The organism is Delftia sp. PE138 (genome assembly GCF_018320755.1).
Lineage (GTDB): Bacteria > Pseudomonadota > Gammaproteobacteria > Burkholderiales > Burkholderiaceae_C > Comamonas > Comamonas tsuruhatensis.
Genome location: NZ_JABEPN010000013.1, coordinates 68,935 through 85,957 on the forward strand (window position 1 = coordinate 68,935; position 17,023 = coordinate 85,957).

The window sequence follows — 17,023 nt, forward strand, 5'->3', positions numbered from 1 at the left end:
GACGCCAGGCCCCAGCATGAATACACTGCCCTCCATGAGTACGCACCATCTTCTGATGATCGAAGACGACACCCGCCTCGCGCAGATGGTGGGTGACTACCTGGGCAACAACGGCCTGCAGGTCACGCACATGGGCGACGCCCGCAGCGGCCTGGAGCAGCTGCAGCCCGCCGACGGCGTGGCCGGCGCCGACCTGCCCGACCTCGTCATCCTCGACCTCATGCTGCCCGACATGGACGGCCTGGAGGTCTGCCGGCGCATCCGCGCCCTGCCAGGCGCCGCAGCGCAGGTGCCGGTGCTGATGCTCACGGCCAAGGGCGACCCCATGGACCGCATCATCGGCCTGGAGATCGGCGCCGACGACTACCTGCCCAAGCCCTTCGAGCCGCGCGAGCTGCTGGCGCGCATCCGCGCCATCCTGCGCCGGCGCGGCGGCGGCGGCGAGGGCTCGGCCGCAGGCCAGCCGGCCACGGCGCTGCGCTTCGGCAGCCTGGAGATCGACCGCGACGCACGCAGCGTCACCGTGGCGGGCCAGCCCTGCGAGCTGACCTCCTACCAGTTCGACCTGCTGGTCACGCTGGCCGAGCGCGCGGGCCGCGTGCTCACGCGCGACCAGATCATGGAGGCCGTGCGAGGCCGCGAACTGGAGGCCTTCGACCGCTCCATCGACGTGCACATGGGCCGCATCCGCGCCGCCATCGAGGCCGACCCCAAGGCGCCCAAGCGCATCCTGACCGTGCGCGGCGTGGGCTACGTCTTCGCCAAGCAACAAGACTAGCCAAGCGAATGAAGCTGCTGTCCCTCTTCTCCCAGCGCCTGTACCTGCGCATCTGGCTGGCCGTGGTGGGCGGCGTGGCCGTGCTCACGCTGACGGTGGCCTGGGCCTGGCAGATCGCGGCCGAGCAGAACGCGCAGAACGTGCAAAGCGCCAGCTCGCCGCCCTCGCGCGACGTGGCCATGCGCGATGCGGACGGCAAGGTCATCGCCCAGGGCCGCGCGCGGCGCCTGCCCGGCCCGCCCGAGGAGGGCCTGCGCTTCGAGATCGAAGGCACGGACGGCCAGACCTACATGCTGCACATGGCGCCGCGCCCGCCGCGCGGTGACCGCCCGCCGCACGACGGCGCCGCCGCCTTCTGGCTGCGCCCGCCCTTCGGCTTTCTGTGGCTGCTGGGCCTGGTGGGCGTGGCCGTGGCCGTGGGCGTGTTCCCCATCATCCGCCGCCTGCTCAAGCGGCTGGAGAACCTGCAGCGCGGCGTCAAGCGCTTTGGCGAGGGCGACCTGTCGGTGCGCGTGCCCGAGCACGGCAGCGACGAGGTGGCCGACCTGGCCCACCAGTTCAACGCCGCCGCCGCGCGCATCGAGACCCTGGTGACCTCGCACAAATCGCTGCTGGCCAATGCCTCGCACGAGCTGCGCTCGCCGCTGACGCGCATCCGCATGGGCCTGGAATTCATGGGCGACGACCCGGCCAGCGCCCGCGCGCGCGCCGAGATCCAGCGCAACATCAGCGAGCTGGACCAGCTGGTGGACGAGATCCTGCTGGCCAGCCGTCTGGAGACCTATGAGGGCGACGTGGGCACGATAGAGCCCGTGGACCTGATCGGCCTGGCCGCCGAGGAATGCGCGCGCGTGGATGCCGACCTGGACCTGCAGTCCACTGACGCGCTGGAAGTGCCCGGCATCTCCAAGCTGCTGCGCCGTGCCGTGCGCAACCTGCTGGAGAACGCGCGCCGCTACAGCCAGGGCGCCATCACGCTGGAGCTGGCGCGCCAGGACGCCATGGCCGAGATCCGCGTCTGCGACCATGGCCCCGGCGTGGCGCCGGCCCACCGCGAGCGCATCTTCGAGAAGTTCTTCCGCCTGCCCGGCGCCAGCGAGCGCTCGGGCGGCGTGGGCCTGGGCCTGGCCCTGGTGCGCTCCATCGCCCAGCGCCACGGCGGCAGCGTGCACTGCGAAGGCCGCGCCGACGGCCAGCCGGGCGCCTGCTTCGTGCTGCGGCTGCCGCTGGCCTGAGCTGCCGCCTGCGGCTCAGCCGCGCCGGTGCTGCCACTCCACACGTTCCACCAGATCCCTGAGCAGGTCGAAATGCCAGCGGGTGCGCTTGAGCAGGCGGCCGTAGCGCGAGCGGGGGAAGCGGTAGGCGCCATCGGCCAGTTCGATGGCGCAGGACGCCAGGTGCCACTGCTGCTCGAACGCCTGGTGGCTGTCCGGCGGGTCGGCGCGCATGCGGCGTATGTGCGCCAGCGCCAGCTCCACCGCGCATTCCACGTCGAACTGGCGGGCCTTGCGGTCGGGCTTTTTGCCACAGACCTCGGCCAGGGTGACCAGCCTCCCCTCGATGACGACCAGACAGACATGCATGGCCTGCCACGCGCTGGGCCAGTCGGAAGGCCTTGCGGCTTGCGACCGCTTGGGCAAAGGCTGCGCCTGCACTGCCGCACCGGCAGTGTTTTTGCGGGATGTCATGGGGTCAGCCCTCCTGATAGAGAAGAGAGCTGGAAGGGGCAAGCGCAGCGCTGGGGCTGGCAAGGATGGGGAGGGTCATGGTCTGTTTTCCTACGAGATCACAGAAAACCACCGGTTGAGTTTCTACGCACAACAGGTGGGCGTGGTGGTTAGAAACACGTCCGTAGCCGTGCGGGCGTCCTTGCGGATAGCCCCCACCACGCCCGAAACCATGCGGACAGGCGCAAGCAAATGTGCCAATCCGACGAGATAAGGCATGACAAAGCCCCGCTTTAAGGTGGGGGCTGCAACCTCACGGAAGGTGTTTCTACGCACCGGGCCTTTCGGCTTGCGGGCAGTTTAACGGGGCCAGGGCCGGCCGGCCAGCCGAGCCCTCAATCCCGGCCCAGGTGCTCGCACAGGAAGTCGATGAACACGCGGGTCTTGCGCGGCAGGTGGCTGCTGTCGGGAAAGACCACGCTGATGGGCTGGGGCGGCAGGGCGTGGTCCGGCAGCACGCGCTGCAGCACGCCGCCGGCCAGGTCGTCCTTCACAAACCACGCAGGCAGCACGGCCACGCCCAGCGAGGACCGGGCCAGGGCGCGGATGGCGGTGGAGGAGTTGGATTGGTGGGCCGCCCGGCCCACCACGTCCACGCCCTGGCCGCCGGCAGTGCGCAGCGTCCAGGCCGTGGGATGGGCGAGGTTGCTGTTGGCAATCCAGGGCAGGTCCGCCAGGTCTTCGGGCTGGCGCACGGGATGGCTGCGCAGGAAGGCGGCCGAGGCCACCAGCACGATGTCGTAGCCGGCCAGCCTGCGGCTTTTGAAGCTGGAGTCCGCCAGGTGGCCCAGGCGCACGACCAGGTCCAGCTTTTCGGCCACCAGGTCGCTCAGTGAAGAGTTGACGTCATAGGCCACCGAGATGCCCGGGTAGCGCTCCAGGAAGGCCGGGATCAGCGGAAGAATGTACTTCTCCCCGTATTCGCTGGTGGTACTGATGCGCAGCCGGCCCGCGATGCGGTTGCCGCTGTGCATGGCGTTGTCGAAGGCGCTGCCCACGTCGCGGACGATGCCCTTGAACTCGTCGTAGAACTCCCGCCCGGTTTCCGTCAGGGCGATGCTGCGGGTGTTGCGCACCAGCAGGGCCACCGACAGCGCCTCTTCCAGCGATTTCACGTGCAGGCTGGCCATGGCCTTGCTGATGCCCAGGAAGTCCGCCGCCCTGGTGTACGAGCCGAAATCCACCACGGCCAGAAACGTCTGCGCGCGGTGGAGCAGCGTGTGCATGGTCGTGCTTGTGGGGGTCATTGTTCAATCCAGTCAAACAAAGAGTCCAGCATAGCCCCATCGACGTGGCCGCCCGCGCTCTTTAGTCTTGCCCCTCCTGAAAGCGCAAGATGACATACCGATACCGCCTGGCCACCGTTTTCCTGATGGGTTTCTTCGTCGACTGCATCAACATCTTCATGCCCGCCGTCGCGCTGCCCACGATTGCGGCCGAATTCCATGTGGGCATCTCGGCCGGGGCCTGGGTGGCCAATGCCTACATGCTGGGATTGACGCTGGCCATTCCCCTCGCCCCCTGGCTGGCCGACCGCTGGGGCGCGCGCGGGCTGATGGCGGGCTCCATGCTGGCCTTCGCCCTGGCCGCCTGGGCCTGCGGCGAGGCGGGCAGCTTCGGCCAGCTGGTGGGCTGGCGCTTCATCCAGGGCATGGCGGGCGGCCTGGTGATCCCAGTGGGCCAGGCCCTGGCCTTCAATCGGTTCCAGGGACCGGAGCGCGCGCGTGTCTCCACGCTGGTCATGGCCGTGGCGCTGATCGCGCCGGCCCTCTCGCCCTGGCTGGGCGGGCTGATCGTGGACCACGGCTCCTGGCGCTGGGTGTTCCATTCCAATATTGCGCTGGCCCTGGCCGCAGCAGGCCTGGCCTGGCTGTGGGTGCGCGATGCACCGGCCACTTCCCGGCAGCGGCCCGACCTCAAAGGCCTGGTGCTGGTCAGCGCCGCGCTGGCCGCCTGGCTGCTTGGCATGTCGCTCTATGGCGCAGGCCAAGGTTCGGGCCAGGGCCTGGCGCTGGCCTGGCTGGGCATGGCGGTGGGCCTGGCCTTCACGGTGCTGTATGCCCTCCATGCCCGCAAGACGGCCCACCCCATTGTGGAACTGCAACTGCTCAAAAGCCCGCGCCTGCGCATGTCGGTGGCCGTCTACCACGCCATTCCCGGCGTGTTCACGGGCGTGAACCTGCTCAACATCTTCTACCTGCAGGACATGCTGCACCTGAGCGCGCAGGCCACAGGCCGATTCATGATGGTCTACGCAGGCGGCGCCCTGGTGTCCATGCTGGTGGGCGGCCGGCTGTACAACCGCGCGGGCGCACGGCCCCTGTTCATCGCCAGCATGGTGCTGCACAGCCTGGGCATTGCGGCGCTGGCCGCCGTGGCGGCCCCTGCCGACCCCTGGCTGCTGGTGGCCGCCTACGGGCTGATGGGCCTGGGCGGCGGCCTGGGTGCCAATACCGCGCAGACGACGGCCCTGCTGGACTTCGATGGCCGGCAGACGCAGCAGGCCAGCGTGATCTGGAACCTCAACCGGCAGATGGCCTTCAGCGTGGGCGCTGCGTTCTTCCTGATGGTTTTCAACACGCTCGCCACCCGCCTGGACGCAGGCCGGGCCTATCACATGACGTTTCTGATCGCGTCGCTGGCAGGGCTTGTGCCCCTGCTGCACCTGCGATCGCTGCACACCCCCGAGGACCACCATGCAAGACAACAAGCCCATCGACCGTGACATTGACATCGGCATCGCCGAACGCAGCATCCACCAAGTGCACGAGCTGATCCACACCGTCTTCACCCAACCAGCGGGTGCACAGGAGGCGCTGCAGGCGCTGATGCCGCAGTTCAGCCCGGAGTTCAGCATGGTGACCACCACAGGCAGACTCGTAGGCCTGGACGATGTGGAACAGATGTTCCGGCGCGCGGCCGGCCAGCGGCCAGGGCTGGAGATATGCGTCTGCGACATGCAGCCCATATGGCGGGACGCGGCCGGCCTGGCCATGCGCTATCTGGAAACCCATCGCCTGGACGGCGTGCAGACCTCGCGCCGATCAGTCGTGATCCTCAAACGTGCGGGCCAAGGGGTGCTGTGGCACTACCTGCATGAGACGGCAATGGGCTGATGGCCCAGTCCGCGCTCGCCACTCAGCCCCGCAGGTATCGGTCGGCGATGCTGCCGGGCACGTAGAGGCCGCGCTCCAGATAGAAGTCCAGCTTCTTGCGGTCGGGGGCGCGCAGCTTGATCAGCGGCACGGGCGCCTGTTCGGCGCGCGAGAACATCAGGCGGATCTTGAGCGGGGTGCGGCCCCAGTTACCCTGCACGTGCAGGAAGAAGGGGCCGTCCTCGGCCTTGGCCAGCCGCAGGCGGTAGCTGCCACCGGCGCGCAGCACGCGCTGCATGGCCAGGTGCATACTGAGGTAGGCGGGCATGTCGATGCCCTGGCGCAGTTGTTCGTAATCGCCGGCCTGCTGGAGCTGGGCGATATAGGCCTCGCCCGTCTGCGGCAGGACCTGCTCCACGTATTCCTTGTGCAGGGCCGCGATGAAGGCGCTGCCCGGGGGCGCGGCCATGAGCCAGTTCTCGACCACGGGCACCTGCAGGTCGCGGGTGTAGCGCTCCAGGTAGTAGGCGACGAGGTCGGCGCCGCTGCGCTGCTGCTGCTCCAGCAGCCAGTCCAGCGGCTCGGTGAGGATGGTGCTGGCGTCCAGCCAGATGCCGCCGTGGCGGTGCAGCAATTCCAGGCGCAGCCAGTCCGAGCGCTTGGCCACGGGCAGCTGCTGCAGGTTGCCGGGCAGTTGCGGCACGTATTGCGGCAGTTGCGCGTCGTTGAGGATGCGCAGGCTGTAGCCGGGGTTCAGGCGGGCCCAGTTGTCAAAGCAGCGCTGTATGAGCAGCGGCACCGAGTCGCCATTCCAGTAGGCCCAGATGATGCGGGGTATGGGCGTGGAGACGGGCACGGGCGCCGCAGGCCCAATGTCGTGGCTGCGGAAGTCGGGCGCGGGGCCCTGCTCCAGGCGGCGTGCGAAGGTGGCGTAGAAGCGGCGCATGCCCGCCGCCAGCCACAGCTCGCCCCGGGTTTTCAGTTTCAGGGCGCTCATGCAGGGGCTCCTTGCTGGCGTGCCCACTGCTCCCAGCGGCGCAGCTTCCAGGCGCGCAGCACCCAGCCCCTGCGCACATAGGCCTGGCGCAGGGCCGGCAGGGACAGCGGGGAGATGCGGCCGAAGTCCGCCAGGAACTGCTGCGCCAGTGCCTGCCGCTGCGCGGGCGGCATGTCCCGCTGCCGGTCGAGAAAGCGCAGGGCGCCGATGAGGTTGCGCGCAGCCTGGTGCGCCCAGGCGAAGTGCAGGCGCCCGTCGTTGCGCAGCGCATCATCCTCCAGGGCTTGCACGGCCTGCGCCAGCGGCCACAGGGCGGCGGACTGGTCTGCGGCCTTGGCAGGCGTCATGGACGCAAGGATGGAGTTGGCACGCTGCCGGTAGGCCACCCAGGGCTGGGGGTGGTAGTAGAAGCTGCTGCAGCGCAGCGCCATCTGCGGCATGGTCATCATGTCTTCGAAATAGCGGCCTGCAGGAAAGCGCAGGCCGGCATCCCACAGGCTGCGGCGCGAGATCTTGGACCAGGCATGCAGCTGGCCCGTGCGCAGCAGGCCGGCCAGCAGGGCGCCCCGGTCCTGCGAGCGCTGCAGCGTAGGGCCCTGGAAGCTGTGCCGGTGCGCCTCGCCGCGCAGGCGGTGCTTGAGGCGCGGGGCCTCGCGCCAGACGGAGAAGTCGCAGAGCACGGCATCGGGCGCATGTTGTTTCACGATGGCCGACAGCCCGGCAATCGCGCCGGGCAGCAGCTTGTCGTCGGAGTCCAAAAACCACAGGTAGTCGCCCGTGGCCGCCTCGATCATGGTGTTGCGCGCCGCGCTCAGGCCGGCGTTGCGCTCGTGCTGCATGAGCTGCAGGCGGCCGGGCCAGCGCTGGTCCAGCTGCTGCATCAGGGCCCAGGAGCCATCGGTGGAGCAGTCGTCCAGCACCAGCACCTGCACGCCGGCATCGGCCTGGTCCATGACGGACTGCAGGCATTCCTCCAGGTAGGGCAGCACGTTGTAGACGGGCACCAGGATGCTGAGCCAGGTCACGGACGCTCCCCCTGCAGCAGGCGGGCGAACAGGTCTTCGTACTGGCCGGTCATGCGCTGCAGGCTGTAGTGCGACAGGGCTTCCTGCCGCGCGGTGGCGGCCATGCGCACGGCGGCCTCGTCATCCTGCAGCGCCTGCTGCAGGGCGTCGGCCAGCGATTCAGGGTCGGCGTGCGCGGCCAGCAGGCCGTTGTCGCCGGGCCGCACCACTTCCTGCACGCCCACCACGCGGCTGCCCACCACCACGCAGCCCGCCGCCATGCCTTCCAGCAGGGACAGGGGCATGCCTTCGTAGTGCGTGGACAGCACGCAGACGCGGTGCGCGCGCAGCAGGCCGGGCACGTCGTTGCACATGCCGATGAATTGCACCTGGTCCTGCAGGCCCAGTTCGGCGCTGAGCCGCTGCGCCGCCTGCTGGGCGCGCGCCTTGCCGCCGCCGGCCAGGGTCAGCGTGGGCTTGAGGCCGCGCTGGCGCAGCACGGCCAGCGCGCGCAGCAAGGTGGCATGGTCCTTTTGCCGCGCAAAGCGCGCGGCCATGACGATGTCCGGGCGGCGCTGCAGCAAGGGGGGCGGCTCCTGCAGATAGGGCTCGGGCCGGATGCCGTTGCTGATGGCCATGAGCTTGGCTGCAGGAAATCCACGGTCCTGCAGGCTCTGGCGCACGCCTTCGGAGCAGCCGACGATGGCGGCCGTGCGCTCGGTCAGCCACAGGGCCTGCGCCAGCCGCCAGCGCGTGTAGCGCTCGCGCGAGTTGTGTTCCACATGCACCAGGCAGGGCACGCCGGCCCACAGCGCGGCAAAGCGGCCCCACAGGTGGTCGCTGAAACCATGGGCAACGACGATGTCCGGCCGGAAGTCCAGGCAGATGCGGCGCAGCTGCCAGACGGTGGCGGCATGGGACCAGCCGGCGACCACATCGACATCGATGCCGCCGTCGCGCAGCTTCTGCACGCGTTCATCGGAGGTATTGCGCTTGCGCCGCAGCACCAGCCGGGCGTCGAAGCGGCCCGACGCGCGGTGCGCCGACACCAGGTCCACCGCCACCTGGGTGGCACCCGAGAAGCCGCCCGTCACGAAGTGCAGCACCCGGGGCCGGGCCGTGGTGGCGCGCTCCGTCACCGCACGGCTCCGCTGGCCCTTTCCAGGCCATGCAGCGATGACCACAGGGCCACCACGAGGAAGACGAAGAAGACGATGCCGCTGTTGTGCACGAAAAATTGCTGTGACATGCCGAACGCCAGGTACATGGCTGGCATCAGGCTGCCCAGGATACGCAGCAGCAGGGCCTCGCGCCAGGGGGTGCTGTCCGCAGGCCACAGCGCCATGCGCCGCCGCGAGGGCCAGAACAGCCACAGCAGCGAGATGAACAGTGCCGCCTGCAGCAGCACGCCCGGCACGCCGAGCTTGACCCAGATGTCCAGGAAGTCGTTGTGGATGAAGTTGTATTCGCGGATGGAGCGTCCATAGTCACCCGCGTCCACGCGCCGGTGCATCTCGTCCACATAGCCCTGCATGCCCCAGCCCAGCAGGGGCTTCTCGCCGATCATCTGCACGGCCAGCCGGTACTGCTCCAGCCGGGTGCCCAGCGAGGTGTCGGAGTTGCCGGCATGAAGGTAGTTGCTCACATCCAGGTAGACCTCGTCGACGCGCTCGCTGACGCGGGGTATGAAGGCCATCACGGTGGCCAGCGCCACCACGATTGCAGCGCAGCCCAGCAACAGGCGCCCGAAGTACTGCGGGCGGTACATGCGCACCAGCACCATCAGCATGAGGAACATCGGCAGCAGCGCCAGCCAGCCCCCCCGCGAGCCCGACAGCAGCGAAGCCAGCGCACCCATTGCAGCGGCCGCCAGCACCAGCAGGCGCCACAGCAGGGAGCGCTGGTGCCAGAAGGACATGGCATAGATGCACGAGAAGCAGCCCAGCAGCAAGGCCATGTTGCCCCACTGGATGGCATTGGTGTAGCCTGTGGCCCGCTCCATGCCCAGCACGCAGACCTGCCACAGGGCCATGAAGCCCGCGCCTGCGCTGCCCAGCGGTATGCCCCACAGGAAGATCCGCGCCGTGGGCGGGTAGCACATGGCGAACAGCAGGCTGACCGCGCCCAGGATGAATTTCACGGGGCGGTCGAACTGACCGGTGCCCCCGTCCAGCACGGACAGGTGGTACCACATCACCGCCATGCCCATGAACAGTGCCACCAGCAGCCAGGTGCCAGGCGACTGCCTGTACCGGACCCAGCGGGGCAGAAAACACAGGGCGCCCAGGGCCATGAGGCCCGCGCCATAGGAATAGCCCGAACGCAGCCACAAGGCCAGTCCGGGCACCAGAACAGCGGCCAGGGTCGTGAGGAGCCCTGGCAGCTTCGACTTGTCAAATCTCATCAAGACCGCGACTTTCTGCCCCAAAATGCGGGCATTCCGCTTTCCATCCGCTATGAAAAAAATTCCTGCGGTCTTATTCAGGCTGCTCCATCGCTGGGCAGCCCCTTCCAAAATCGGCGCAGATTACACCATGCCCGCGCCCTTGCAGCTGCCCCCATCGCCCCCGGCAGCCGATGGTCTTGCAGCGGACATCCCGAAGACGATCTGGACGTACTGGAACCAGTCCGGCCTGGACCCTTTCGTCCAGCAGTGCGTGGACAGCTGGCGGCGGCAATGCCCGGATCACCAGGTCATCGTCGTGACACCAGAGAGCCTGGGCCAGTACGTGGCCTGCGGCGACCTTCCCGCGGCGTTTGCCGAACTCCACCCCACCAAGCAATCGGACTGGCTGCGCCTGTATCTGGTGGCGCACCACGGCGGCTACTGGTTCGATGCCACCACGCTGCTGACCGCGCCGCTGGACTGGATGGGCGCCGGCGCAGGCGCCGCCGAGCTGACCGGCTTCTACCTTGAGGGCTTCACCAGGGACAGGCGCTACCCCGTGATCGAAAGCTGGTCATTCTGCGCTCCGGCCGGCTCGCGCTTTGTATCGGAATGGCAAAAGGAGTTTCACCAGGCGCTGATCGTGGAGGGCCCTGCGGCCTACCTGCAGCGCCTGCAGTCGCGGCCCGACGCCGCCGAGGTGCTGCAGGGCATCCCCGATCCAAATTACCTTCTGATCCATGTGACGGCCCAGCAGGTGATGCGCCGGCTGCCCGATGCCCGGCTCACGCTGTTCAAGGCCGAGGACACCGCCTTCTTCTACCACCGCGCCCTGCGCTGGAAGTGGTACCTGCTCTACCCCCAGCTGTGCCTGGCGAAGGCGCCACAGGTGGCGGCGCCCATCGTCAAGTTGCGCGGCGGGGAACGGCGCCATTTCACGGACATGCTGGCCTTGCACGGAGGTGCTGCACCAGACAGCATCTGGAGCCGCGCGCTTTCAGCGCGCTGAGACACGCAAAGCGGGCCGAGGCCCGCTTTGCTCAATGCCCGCCTGCGAAGACTTCGCCAGCCTTCAGGCGGTACAGCGTGCCGCAGTAGGGGCACTTGGCCTCGCCGGTGTGGGCCACGTCCAGGTAGACCTTGGGATGGCTGTTCCACAGCTTCATGTCGGCCTTGGGGCTGGGGCAGAACACGCCGCCCTGGGCGTTGAGGTCCTTGGCCGCCAGTTCGACGGTGGCATTCGTTGTCATGCTTGCTTATCTCTTTCGTGGGTATCTGTCATTTTCATCGCCGGGCCGCCCCAAGATGAAAAGCACCCCCTCGGGGGGCAGTGGACCTTGCAAAGCAAGGGTAGCGTGGGGGTCATTTTTCTCAGACCCGAGTCAGCCAATGGGCGTACTTGGGGTTGCGGCCGTTGACGATGTCAAAGAAGGCCTGCTGGATCTTTTCGGTGAGGGGGCCGCGGCTGCCCGCGCCGATCTCGATGCGGTCCACCTCGCGGATGGGCGTGACTTCGGCGGCCGTGCCGGTGAAGAAGACTTCATCGGCGATGTACAGCTCGTCGCGCGTGATGCGCTTTTGCACCACCTCCAGGCCGAGGTCCTTGCAGATGTGCATCACGGTATTGCGCGTGATGCCGTTGAGCGCGCCGGCCGACAGGTCGGGCGTGTAGACCACGCCGTCCTTGATGACGAAGATGTTCTCGCCCGAGCCTTCGGAGACGAAGCCCGAGGCGTCCAGCAGGATGGCCTCGTCGTAGCCGTCGTCCAGCGCCTCGGTGTTGGCCAGGATGGAGTTGGTGTAGTTGCTCACCGCCTTGGCCTGGCTCATGGTGATGTTCACATGGTGGCGCGTGAAGCTGGAGATCTTGACGCGGATGCCGCGCTGCATGCCTTCCTCGCCCAGGTAGGCGCCCCAGGCCCAGGCAGCCACCATCAGGTGGATGGTGTTGCCCTTGGGCGAGACGCCCAGCTTGCGGTCGCCGATCCAGGTCAGCGGGCGCAGGTAGCACGATTCCAGCTGGTTGGCGCGCACGACCTCGACCTGGGCCTGGTTCACCGCTTCCTGGGTGAACGGGATCTGCATGCGCAGGATCTTGGCGCTGTTGAACAGTCGCTTGGTGTGGTCTTCCAGGCGGAAGATGGCCGGCCCCTGTTCGGTCTTGTAGGCCCGAACGCCCTCGAATGCGCCGCAGCCGTAGTGCAGCGTGTGGGTCAGCACGTGGATCTTGGCATCGCGCCAGTCCACCAGCTGTCCATCCATCCAGATCTTGCCGTCACGATCGGCCATCGAGGGAACAACGGGGCTCATAGAAACATCCTTGGGGGTATTGAACAGAACACCAACCCGCTATTTTAGGGCGCGGGGGCTGCCTCGGGGGCCGCCGCCGCCGTCTCGGGTTGCGGTTCGGGTTCGGGCGTGGGGCGCACCAGGGTCCACTTCACGAGCCGGCCATGCATGAACTCGCAGGTCACATGGGATTGCGTGCCGTCGGTCCAGCGGTAGATCTCGGGATGCTGGCCGTCTTCGGACAGGCGCTCGCCCAGGGAGCGCGTCATGGCCACCACGTGCATCAGCGAGACCTTGGGCTTGAGCTTGACGTTGAGCATCACGGCGCTGCCCACATAGCCCATGGGACGGTCCGAGGCCTTCTTCATGATGGACATCAGCCGCGTGAAATGCAGCAGCAGCCACATCATGATGCCGCCGCCCACGGCAACCACGCCCATCCAGCCATAGGACTGGTGCGCAGCCACCAGCAGTACGAGCAGACCCAGGGGAATCAGGATATTGCGCAAATTCATGGCGCCGATTGTCTTATGGAGGCGCCGCAGGACCGCTGCGGACAGTGCGTATGCCCCCGCAATGCGCTCGGCAAGGCAGTGCCTCAGCCCATCCCTCGGACGATGTTCATGGCTTCGTCCACGCGCTCCACGGCATGCACGGTCAGGCCGGGGATGGCCTTCTTGGGCGCATTGGCCTTGGGCACCACGGCCATGGTGAAGCCGAGCTTGGCGGCTTCCTTCAGGCGCTCCTGGCCGCGCGGCGCGGGGCGCACTTCGCCGGCCAGGCCCACTTCGCCAAAGGCCAGGAATCCCTTGGGCAGGGCGCGGCCGCGCAGGCTGGAGGTGATGGACAGCATCACGGCCAGGTCGGCCGCAGGCTCGCTGATGCGCACGCCGCCCACGGCGTTGACGAAGACATCCTGGTCCGCGCAGGCCACGCCCGCATGGCGGCTGAGCACGGCCAGCAGCATGGCCAGCCGGTCCCGGTCCAGGCCCACGGACAGGCGCCGGGGCGCGGGGCCGCCCTGGTCGACCAGGGCCTGTATTTCCACCAGCATGGGCCGCGTGCCCTCCAGCGTGACCAGCACGCAGGAGCCCGGCACCGGCTCGCTGTGCTGGGACAGGAAGATGGCGCTGGGGTTGGTGACGCCCTTGAGGCCCTTCTCCGTCATGGCGAAGACGCCGATCTCGTTGACGGCACCAAAGCGGTTCTTGATGGCGCGCACCAGGCGGAAGTTGCTGTGCGTGTCGCCCTCGAAATAGAGCACGGTGTCCACCATGTGCTCCAGCACGCGCGGGCCGGCCAGGGCGCCTTCCTTGGTCACATGGCCGACCAGGATCACGGTGATGCCCGTGGTCTTGGCCGCGCGCGTGAGGTGGGCCGCGCATTCGCGCACCTGGGCCACCGAGCCCGGCGCCGAGGACAGCTGGTCCGAGTACACGGTCTGAATGGAGTCGATGACGACCACGGCCGGCTGCGTGGCCTCCATGGTGGCGAGGATCTTCTCCAGCTGGATCTCGGCCAGCACATTGACCTGGCTGGCCTCCAGCCCCAGGCGGCGCGAGCGCAGCGCGACCTGGGCACCGCTTTCCTCGCCCGTGACATACAGCGTGGGCAAGCCCACGCGGTGCAGCGCATCCATGGCCTGCAGCAGCAGGGTGGACTTGCCGATGCCGGGGTCGCCACCAATCAGCACCACGCCGCCTTCGACAATGCCGCCGCCCAGCACGCGGTCCAGCTCCTCGATGCCGCTGGGCGTGCGCGCCACGTCCTGGGCCTCGATGGCCGACAGCGGCATCACGGCCTGGGCGTTGGCCAGGCCCGCATAGCCCTGCGGCTGGCTGAGCCGGTTCTTGCCCGCGCCCGCAGGCTCGGCAACGGCCTCGATCAGCGAATTCCAGGCCCCGCAGGCCGGGCACTTGCCCAGCCAGCGCGGGCTGGAGCCGCCGCAGGCATTGCAGATGAACGTGGTTTTGTCTTTGGCCATGGGTTGGGCACTATACCGAGCGGTGGCTGCCGCCCCGCCCGCCTGCCTGTTGTCTAACGCAGTTGCGTGACAAAGAGATATCGGTTATAGTTGCCTTCTTCGCTGCACAAAATGCGGTGAAACGAAATTACTGCGGAATTACCGCGCGATGGAGCAGTCTGGTAGCTCGTTGGGCTCATAACCCAAAGGTCGGAGGTTCAAATCCTTCTCGCGCAACCACCACGAAAAAAAGCCCACTTCGGTGGGCTTTTTTTCGTCTGTGCCTTTCTTGCTTTTCTCCACGCAGGTCAGCTGGGATCGTTCAGGTCTTCATGGTGGTCTGCCTGGCCCTGCTTCCAGTACGAGGCCACGCGCATGCGCTTGGGCGCGGCGCCCTTGGCCAGCAGCAGGCGCCGCAGCTCGGCCATGGCGCTGTGCTCGCCCGCCGCCCAGATATATCCGTCGTCGTCCTGGGGAAGCTCCAGCGCCTGCACGGCGTCGACCAGCGATTCGACCCAGGCACAGTCCAGCTGGGCCGTGCTCTTCCACTGGCGGCGGTCGGCAGGGTTGCGCAGCTGCACGCGCACCACGGCGCGGCTGCCGGCGGGCAGCTCGGCCAGGCGCCGCTCGATGGCGGGCATGGCGGTCTCGTCGCCGAACAGCCAATGCCATGGCAGGTTGGCCGAGATCACCAGGCTGCCGCGCGGCCCGGCCAGGCCCACCCACTGGCCCAGGGGCGCGGTCAGCGCCCATTCGGTGGCGGGGCCTGCATCGTGCAGTGCGAAATCCATGATGAGGTTCTGGCGCGCAGCGTCGTAGTGCAGCGGCGTGTAGTCGCGCAAGGTGGGGCGCTCGTCCTCCACGAAGGTGGGGCGGCCATCGAGCAGCACGGGAAGCGCGGGCAGTTCGCGCCCGGCCTGCGGCAGGATGAGCTTGACGTGGTCGTCAAAACCGGCGCTCACGAAGTCCTCCAGCTCGGGTCCGCCCAGGGTCAGGCGCACAAAGCCGGGGCTGGGCTGCTCGCGCGAGAGCAATTGCACATGGCGGGCGCGGAAGGGATGGCGGACACGGTGGACGACGGGGGCAGGCGCCACGGCAGAGTTGGCTGGATTGGGCAAGTTCATTGGCGAAACGGCCTGTGACGGCCTAGAATGTTGATTTAGTCCACCAATTCTCCGTCATCCGTTGACTTTGTCAACATATTTCCACAAGACCCTGCCATGAATGCCTCCCTGCCCGCCGATATCTTCGAGGCCATGCACGAGCTGCTGCACCTGTTCCGCTCGCGCATGCGCGAGGACATGGAGTCCATGGAGCCCGGGCTGACGCCCAACGAGGTGCGCGTGCTGATGTACGTGGGCCGGCACCCGGGCCGCACGCAAAGGGATCTGGTCGACCACAGCCACATGGACAAGGCCCAGCTCGCGCGCATGCTGGCGCAGCTGCAGGAGCAGGGATGGCTGGACCGCGAACCGGACGCCCGCGACCGCCGCGTGCGCTGCCTGAGCCTCAGCCCCCAGGGCCAAGCCCTGTTCGACCGGCTGCGCCAGTCGCGCCAGGCGCTGGCGGCGCGGCTGCTCAAGGATTGGGAGCCTGCCGCGCAACAGCAGATGATGGCGCTGCTGGAACGGGCCAGGGACAGCGTCCAGGCCGCGCCCTGATCAATCGACGGCCTTGTTCACGCGCGGCGCGACGGCGCACATGAGTTCATAGCCCAGCGTGCCGGCCGCCTCGGCCACCTCGTCGATGGGCAGCACGGCGCCGTTGCCGGCGCGGCCCCACAGCGTGACTTCGCTGCCCATGCCGGCATCGGGCACGGGCGTCAGGTCAACGGCCAGCATGTCCATGCTCACGCGGCCCAGGGTGCGGGTGCGCACGCCGTCGACCAGCACGGGCGTGCCGGTGCCGCAGTGGCGCGGATAGCCGTCGGCATAGCCGCAGGCCACGGTGCCCAGGCGCACGGGACCTTCGGCCGTGAAGCGCGATCCATAGCCCACGCTCTGCCCCGCAGCCAGCTGCTGCACGCCGATGATGCGCGAGCTCAGGGTCTGCGTGGGCTGCAGGCCCCAATGGGCCGCCGTGTGCTGCGGATAGTCGGGCGAGCTGCCGTACAGCACGATGCCGGGCCGCACCCAGTCGCAGCGCACCTGGGCATCGTCGCCATGGCGCAGCGTGGCGGCACTGTTGCCCACGCTGCGCTCGCCGGGCAGGTCGCACGTGGCGTCGTGAAAGCGCTGCAGCTGCGCGGAGATGCCCGACTGGCCAGCGCCTGCGTCGGCATCGCTGAAGTGGGTCATGAACGAGATTTCCTCCACCTGGGGCAAGGCATTGAGCCGGGCCCAGGCCGCGCGAAAGCGCTCGGGCGTGAAGCCCAGGCGGTTCATGCCGGAGTTCATCTTGAGGAAGACGCGGTGGCCGTTCTGCGTCTTGTGCGCGGCCAGCCAGTCGATCTGGGCGTCGCAATGCACGGCATGCCAGATGGACAGGCGCGAGCAAAGCTCCAGGTCGCGCGGCTCGAACACGCCCTCCAGCAGCAGTATGGGGCCGCGCCAGCCCAGCTGGCGCACGCGCTCGGCCTCGGCCAGGTCCAGCATGGCGAAGCCGTCGGCGCCGCGCAGGGCCTCGAACACGTTTTCGATACCGTGGCCATAGGCGTTGGCTTTGACCACGGCCCACAATTTGGCATCGGGGACCGCTTGCCGCACCCGCTCCAGATTGTGGCGAAGCGCGGCGGAATGGATGGTGGCAAGAATGGGACGCGGCATGGTTTTCACTCAGTCAGAA

General features: G+C 68.0%; 18 protein-coding genes and 1 tRNA gene. 7 read left to right on the forward strand and 12 right to left on the reverse strand.

Annotated features, from left to right (window positions below; genetic code table 11):
- Positions 1-16 precede the first annotated feature (16 nt).
- Positions 17-778, forward strand: coding sequence for a response regulator (locus HFGMBDPB_RS28010; RefSeq protein WP_016448575.1), 762 nt, complete (start codon positions 17-19; stop codon positions 776-778).
- Between the two features lie 8 nt (positions 779-786).
- Positions 787-2,013 (forward strand): ATP-binding protein, encoded by a 1,227-nt coding sequence (locus HFGMBDPB_RS28015; protein WP_016453614.1) that lies wholly within the window; start codon positions 787-789, stop codon positions 2,011-2,013.
- A gap of 15 nt (positions 2,014-2,028) precedes the next feature.
- Here HFGMBDPB_RS28015 and HFGMBDPB_RS28020 read toward each other — a convergent pair whose 3' ends face one another.
- Together HFGMBDPB_RS28020 and HFGMBDPB_RS28025 are read right to left on the reverse strand one after the other, a co-directional pair.
- Positions 2,029-2,466 (reverse strand): hypothetical protein, encoded by a 438-nt coding sequence (locus tag HFGMBDPB_RS28020; protein ID WP_012202265.1) that lies wholly within the window; start codon positions 2,464-2,466, stop codon positions 2,029-2,031.
- A gap of 374 nt (positions 2,467-2,840) precedes the next feature.
- Positions 2,841-3,752, reverse strand: a complete 912-nt coding sequence (locus tag HFGMBDPB_RS28025) for a LysR family transcriptional regulator (protein ID WP_212646698.1) — start codon at positions 3,750-3,752, stop codon at positions 2,841-2,843.
- Between the two features lie 89 nt (positions 3,753-3,841).
- On the opposite strand from HFGMBDPB_RS28025, the gene HFGMBDPB_RS28030 reads away from it, so the two are divergent.
- Together HFGMBDPB_RS28030 and HFGMBDPB_RS28035 are read left to right on the forward strand one after the other, a co-directional pair.
- Positions 3,842-5,230, forward strand: a complete 1,389-nt coding sequence (locus tag HFGMBDPB_RS28030) for an MFS transporter (protein WP_212646699.1) — start codon at positions 3,842-3,844, stop codon at positions 5,228-5,230.
- Entirely contained in the window at positions 5,202-5,621 is a 420-nt protein-coding gene (locus HFGMBDPB_RS28035) for a DUF4440 domain-containing protein (protein ID WP_212646700.1), read from the forward strand. The genes HFGMBDPB_RS28030 and HFGMBDPB_RS28035 overlap by 29 nt, the downstream gene beginning before the upstream one ends.
- Before the next feature lie 22 nt (positions 5,622-5,643).
- On the opposite strand, the gene HFGMBDPB_RS28040 is transcribed toward HFGMBDPB_RS28035, so the two are convergent.
- The 4 genes from HFGMBDPB_RS28040 to HFGMBDPB_RS28055 are packed head-to-tail and all read right to left on the reverse strand — an operon-like array spanning position 5,644 to position 10,005.
- On the reverse strand, positions 5,644-6,597 hold the full coding sequence (locus HFGMBDPB_RS28040) for a glycosyltransferase family 32 protein (protein ID WP_212646701.1): 954 nt from the start codon (positions 6,595-6,597) through the stop codon (positions 5,644-5,646).
- Complete coding sequence (locus tag HFGMBDPB_RS28045; RefSeq protein ID WP_043791074.1) at positions 6,594-7,622, reverse strand: glycosyltransferase family 2 protein; 1,029 nt, start codon at positions 7,620-7,622, stop codon at positions 6,594-6,596. Before HFGMBDPB_RS28045 ends, HFGMBDPB_RS28040 begins: the two co-directional genes overlap by 4 nt.
- Positions 7,619-8,740 (reverse strand): glycosyltransferase, encoded by a 1,122-nt coding sequence (locus HFGMBDPB_RS28050; RefSeq protein WP_013800191.1) that lies wholly within the window; start codon positions 8,738-8,740, stop codon positions 7,619-7,621. Before HFGMBDPB_RS28050 ends, HFGMBDPB_RS28045 begins: the two co-directional genes overlap by 4 nt.
- Positions 8,737-10,005, reverse strand: a complete 1,269-nt coding sequence (locus tag HFGMBDPB_RS28055; RefSeq protein ID WP_047468084.1) for an O-antigen ligase family protein — start codon at positions 10,003-10,005, stop codon at positions 8,737-8,739. The genes HFGMBDPB_RS28050 and HFGMBDPB_RS28055 overlap by 4 nt, the downstream gene beginning before the upstream one ends.
- A gap of 130 nt (positions 10,006-10,135) precedes the next feature.
- Here HFGMBDPB_RS28055 and HFGMBDPB_RS28060 point away from each other — a divergent pair, with 130 nt between their 5' ends.
- The gene (locus HFGMBDPB_RS28060) at positions 10,136-10,996 is read left to right on the forward strand and encodes a capsular polysaccharide synthesis protein (RefSeq protein ID WP_016448584.1); all 861 of its coding nucleotides are present in this window, start codon (positions 10,136-10,138) and stop codon (positions 10,994-10,996) included.
- 31 nt (positions 10,997-11,027) lie between these two features.
- Here the strand turns inward: HFGMBDPB_RS28060 and HFGMBDPB_RS28065 are convergent, their stop codons facing one another.
- The 4 genes from HFGMBDPB_RS28065 to radA all read right to left on the reverse strand — a co-directional run bounded on the left by HFGMBDPB_RS28065 (position 11,028) and on the right by radA (position 14,260).
- Positions 11,028-11,237 (reverse strand): zinc-finger domain-containing protein, encoded by a 210-nt coding sequence (locus HFGMBDPB_RS28065; RefSeq protein WP_012202256.1) that lies wholly within the window; start codon positions 11,235-11,237, stop codon positions 11,028-11,030.
- Positions 11,238-11,358: 121 nt separating this feature from the next.
- Entirely contained in the window at positions 11,359-12,297 is a 939-nt protein-coding gene (locus HFGMBDPB_RS28070; RefSeq protein ID WP_016448585.1) for a branched-chain amino acid transaminase, read from the reverse strand.
- Between the two features lie 44 nt (positions 12,298-12,341).
- A complete protein-coding gene (locus tag HFGMBDPB_RS28075; protein WP_212646702.1) occupies positions 12,342-12,791 on the reverse strand; it encodes a glycerate kinase in 450 nt (149 codons plus the stop codon).
- Between the two features lie 83 nt (positions 12,792-12,874).
- Positions 12,875-14,260, reverse strand: coding sequence for a DNA repair protein RadA (radA, locus tag HFGMBDPB_RS28080; RefSeq protein WP_016448587.1), 1,386 nt, complete (start codon positions 14,258-14,260; stop codon positions 12,875-12,877).
- 142 nt (positions 14,261-14,402) lie between these two features.
- Here radA and HFGMBDPB_RS28085 point away from each other — a divergent pair.
- Positions 14,403-14,479: transfer RNA gene (locus HFGMBDPB_RS28085), tRNA-Met, on the forward strand.
- Positions 14,480-14,547: 68 nt separating this feature from the next.
- Here HFGMBDPB_RS28085 and HFGMBDPB_RS28090 read toward each other — a convergent pair.
- Positions 14,548-15,363, reverse strand: coding sequence for a siderophore-interacting protein (locus HFGMBDPB_RS28090; RefSeq protein WP_212646703.1), 816 nt, complete (start codon positions 15,361-15,363; stop codon positions 14,548-14,550).
- A 96-nt stretch (positions 15,364-15,459) separates the two neighbouring features.
- Between HFGMBDPB_RS28090 and HFGMBDPB_RS28095 the strand changes: the two genes are divergently transcribed.
- Positions 15,460-15,900, forward strand: coding sequence for a MarR family winged helix-turn-helix transcriptional regulator (locus HFGMBDPB_RS28095; RefSeq protein WP_016448589.1), 441 nt, complete (start codon positions 15,460-15,462; stop codon positions 15,898-15,900).
- On the opposite strand, the gene alr is transcribed toward HFGMBDPB_RS28095, so the two are convergent.
- The gene (alr, locus tag HFGMBDPB_RS28100; RefSeq protein WP_016453625.1) at positions 15,901-17,004 is read right to left on the reverse strand and encodes an alanine racemase; all 1,104 of its coding nucleotides are present in this window, start codon (positions 17,002-17,004) and stop codon (positions 15,901-15,903) included.
- Positions 17,005-17,023 lie beyond the last annotated feature (19 nt).

What these genes read in the sequence shown, in the direction of transcription:
- HFGMBDPB_RS28010 (WP_016448575.1), top strand. Translation starts at nt 17, where the DNA reads ATGAATACACTGCCCTCCATGAGTACGCACCATCTTCTGATGATCGAA.
- HFGMBDPB_RS28015 (WP_016453614.1), top strand. Translation starts at nt 787, where the DNA reads ATGAAGCTGCTGTCCCTCTTCTCCCAGCGCCTGTACCTGCGCATCTGG.
- HFGMBDPB_RS28020 (WP_012202265.1), bottom strand. Translation starts at nt 2,466, where the DNA reads ATGACATCCCGCAAAAACACTGCCGGTGCGGCAGTGCAGGCGCAGCCT.
- HFGMBDPB_RS28025 (WP_212646698.1), bottom strand. Translation starts at nt 3,752, where the DNA reads ATGACCCCCACAAGCACGACCATGCACACGCTGCTCCACCGCGCGCAG.
- HFGMBDPB_RS28030 (WP_212646699.1), top strand. Translation starts at nt 3,842, where the DNA reads ATGACATACCGATACCGCCTGGCCACCGTTTTCCTGATGGGTTTCTTC.
- HFGMBDPB_RS28035 (WP_212646700.1), top strand. Translation starts at nt 5,202, where the DNA reads ATGCAAGACAACAAGCCCATCGACCGTGACATTGACATCGGCATCGCC.
- HFGMBDPB_RS28040 (WP_212646701.1), bottom strand. Translation starts at nt 6,597, where the DNA reads ATGAGCGCCCTGAAACTGAAAACCCGGGGCGAGCTGTGGCTGGCGGCG.
- HFGMBDPB_RS28055 (WP_047468084.1), bottom strand. Translation starts at nt 10,005, where the DNA reads ATGAGATTTGACAAGTCGAAGCTGCCAGGGCTCCTCACGACCCTGGCC.
- HFGMBDPB_RS28060 (WP_016448584.1), top strand. Translation starts at nt 10,136, where the DNA reads ATGCCCGCGCCCTTGCAGCTGCCCCCATCGCCCCCGGCAGCCGATGGT.
- HFGMBDPB_RS28065 (WP_012202256.1), bottom strand. Translation starts at nt 11,237, where the DNA reads ATGACAACGAATGCCACCGTCGAACTGGCGGCCAAGGACCTCAACGCC.
- HFGMBDPB_RS28070 (WP_016448585.1), bottom strand. Translation starts at nt 12,297, where the DNA reads ATGAGCCCCGTTGTTCCCTCGATGGCCGATCGTGACGGCAAGATCTGG.
- HFGMBDPB_RS28075 (WP_212646702.1), bottom strand. Translation starts at nt 12,791, where the DNA reads ATGAATTTGCGCAATATCCTGATTCCCCTGGGTCTGCTCGTACTGCTG.
- radA (WP_016448587.1), bottom strand. Translation starts at nt 14,260, where the DNA reads ATGGCCAAAGACAAAACCACGTTCATCTGCAATGCCTGCGGCGGCTCC.
- HFGMBDPB_RS28090 (WP_212646703.1), bottom strand. Translation starts at nt 15,363, where the DNA reads ATGAACTTGCCCAATCCAGCCAACTCTGCCGTGGCGCCTGCCCCCGTC.
- HFGMBDPB_RS28095 (WP_016448589.1), top strand. Translation starts at nt 15,460, where the DNA reads ATGAATGCCTCCCTGCCCGCCGATATCTTCGAGGCCATGCACGAGCTG.
- alr (WP_016453625.1), bottom strand. Translation starts at nt 17,004, where the DNA reads ATGCCGCGTCCCATTCTTGCCACCATCCATTCCGCCGCGCTTCGCCAC.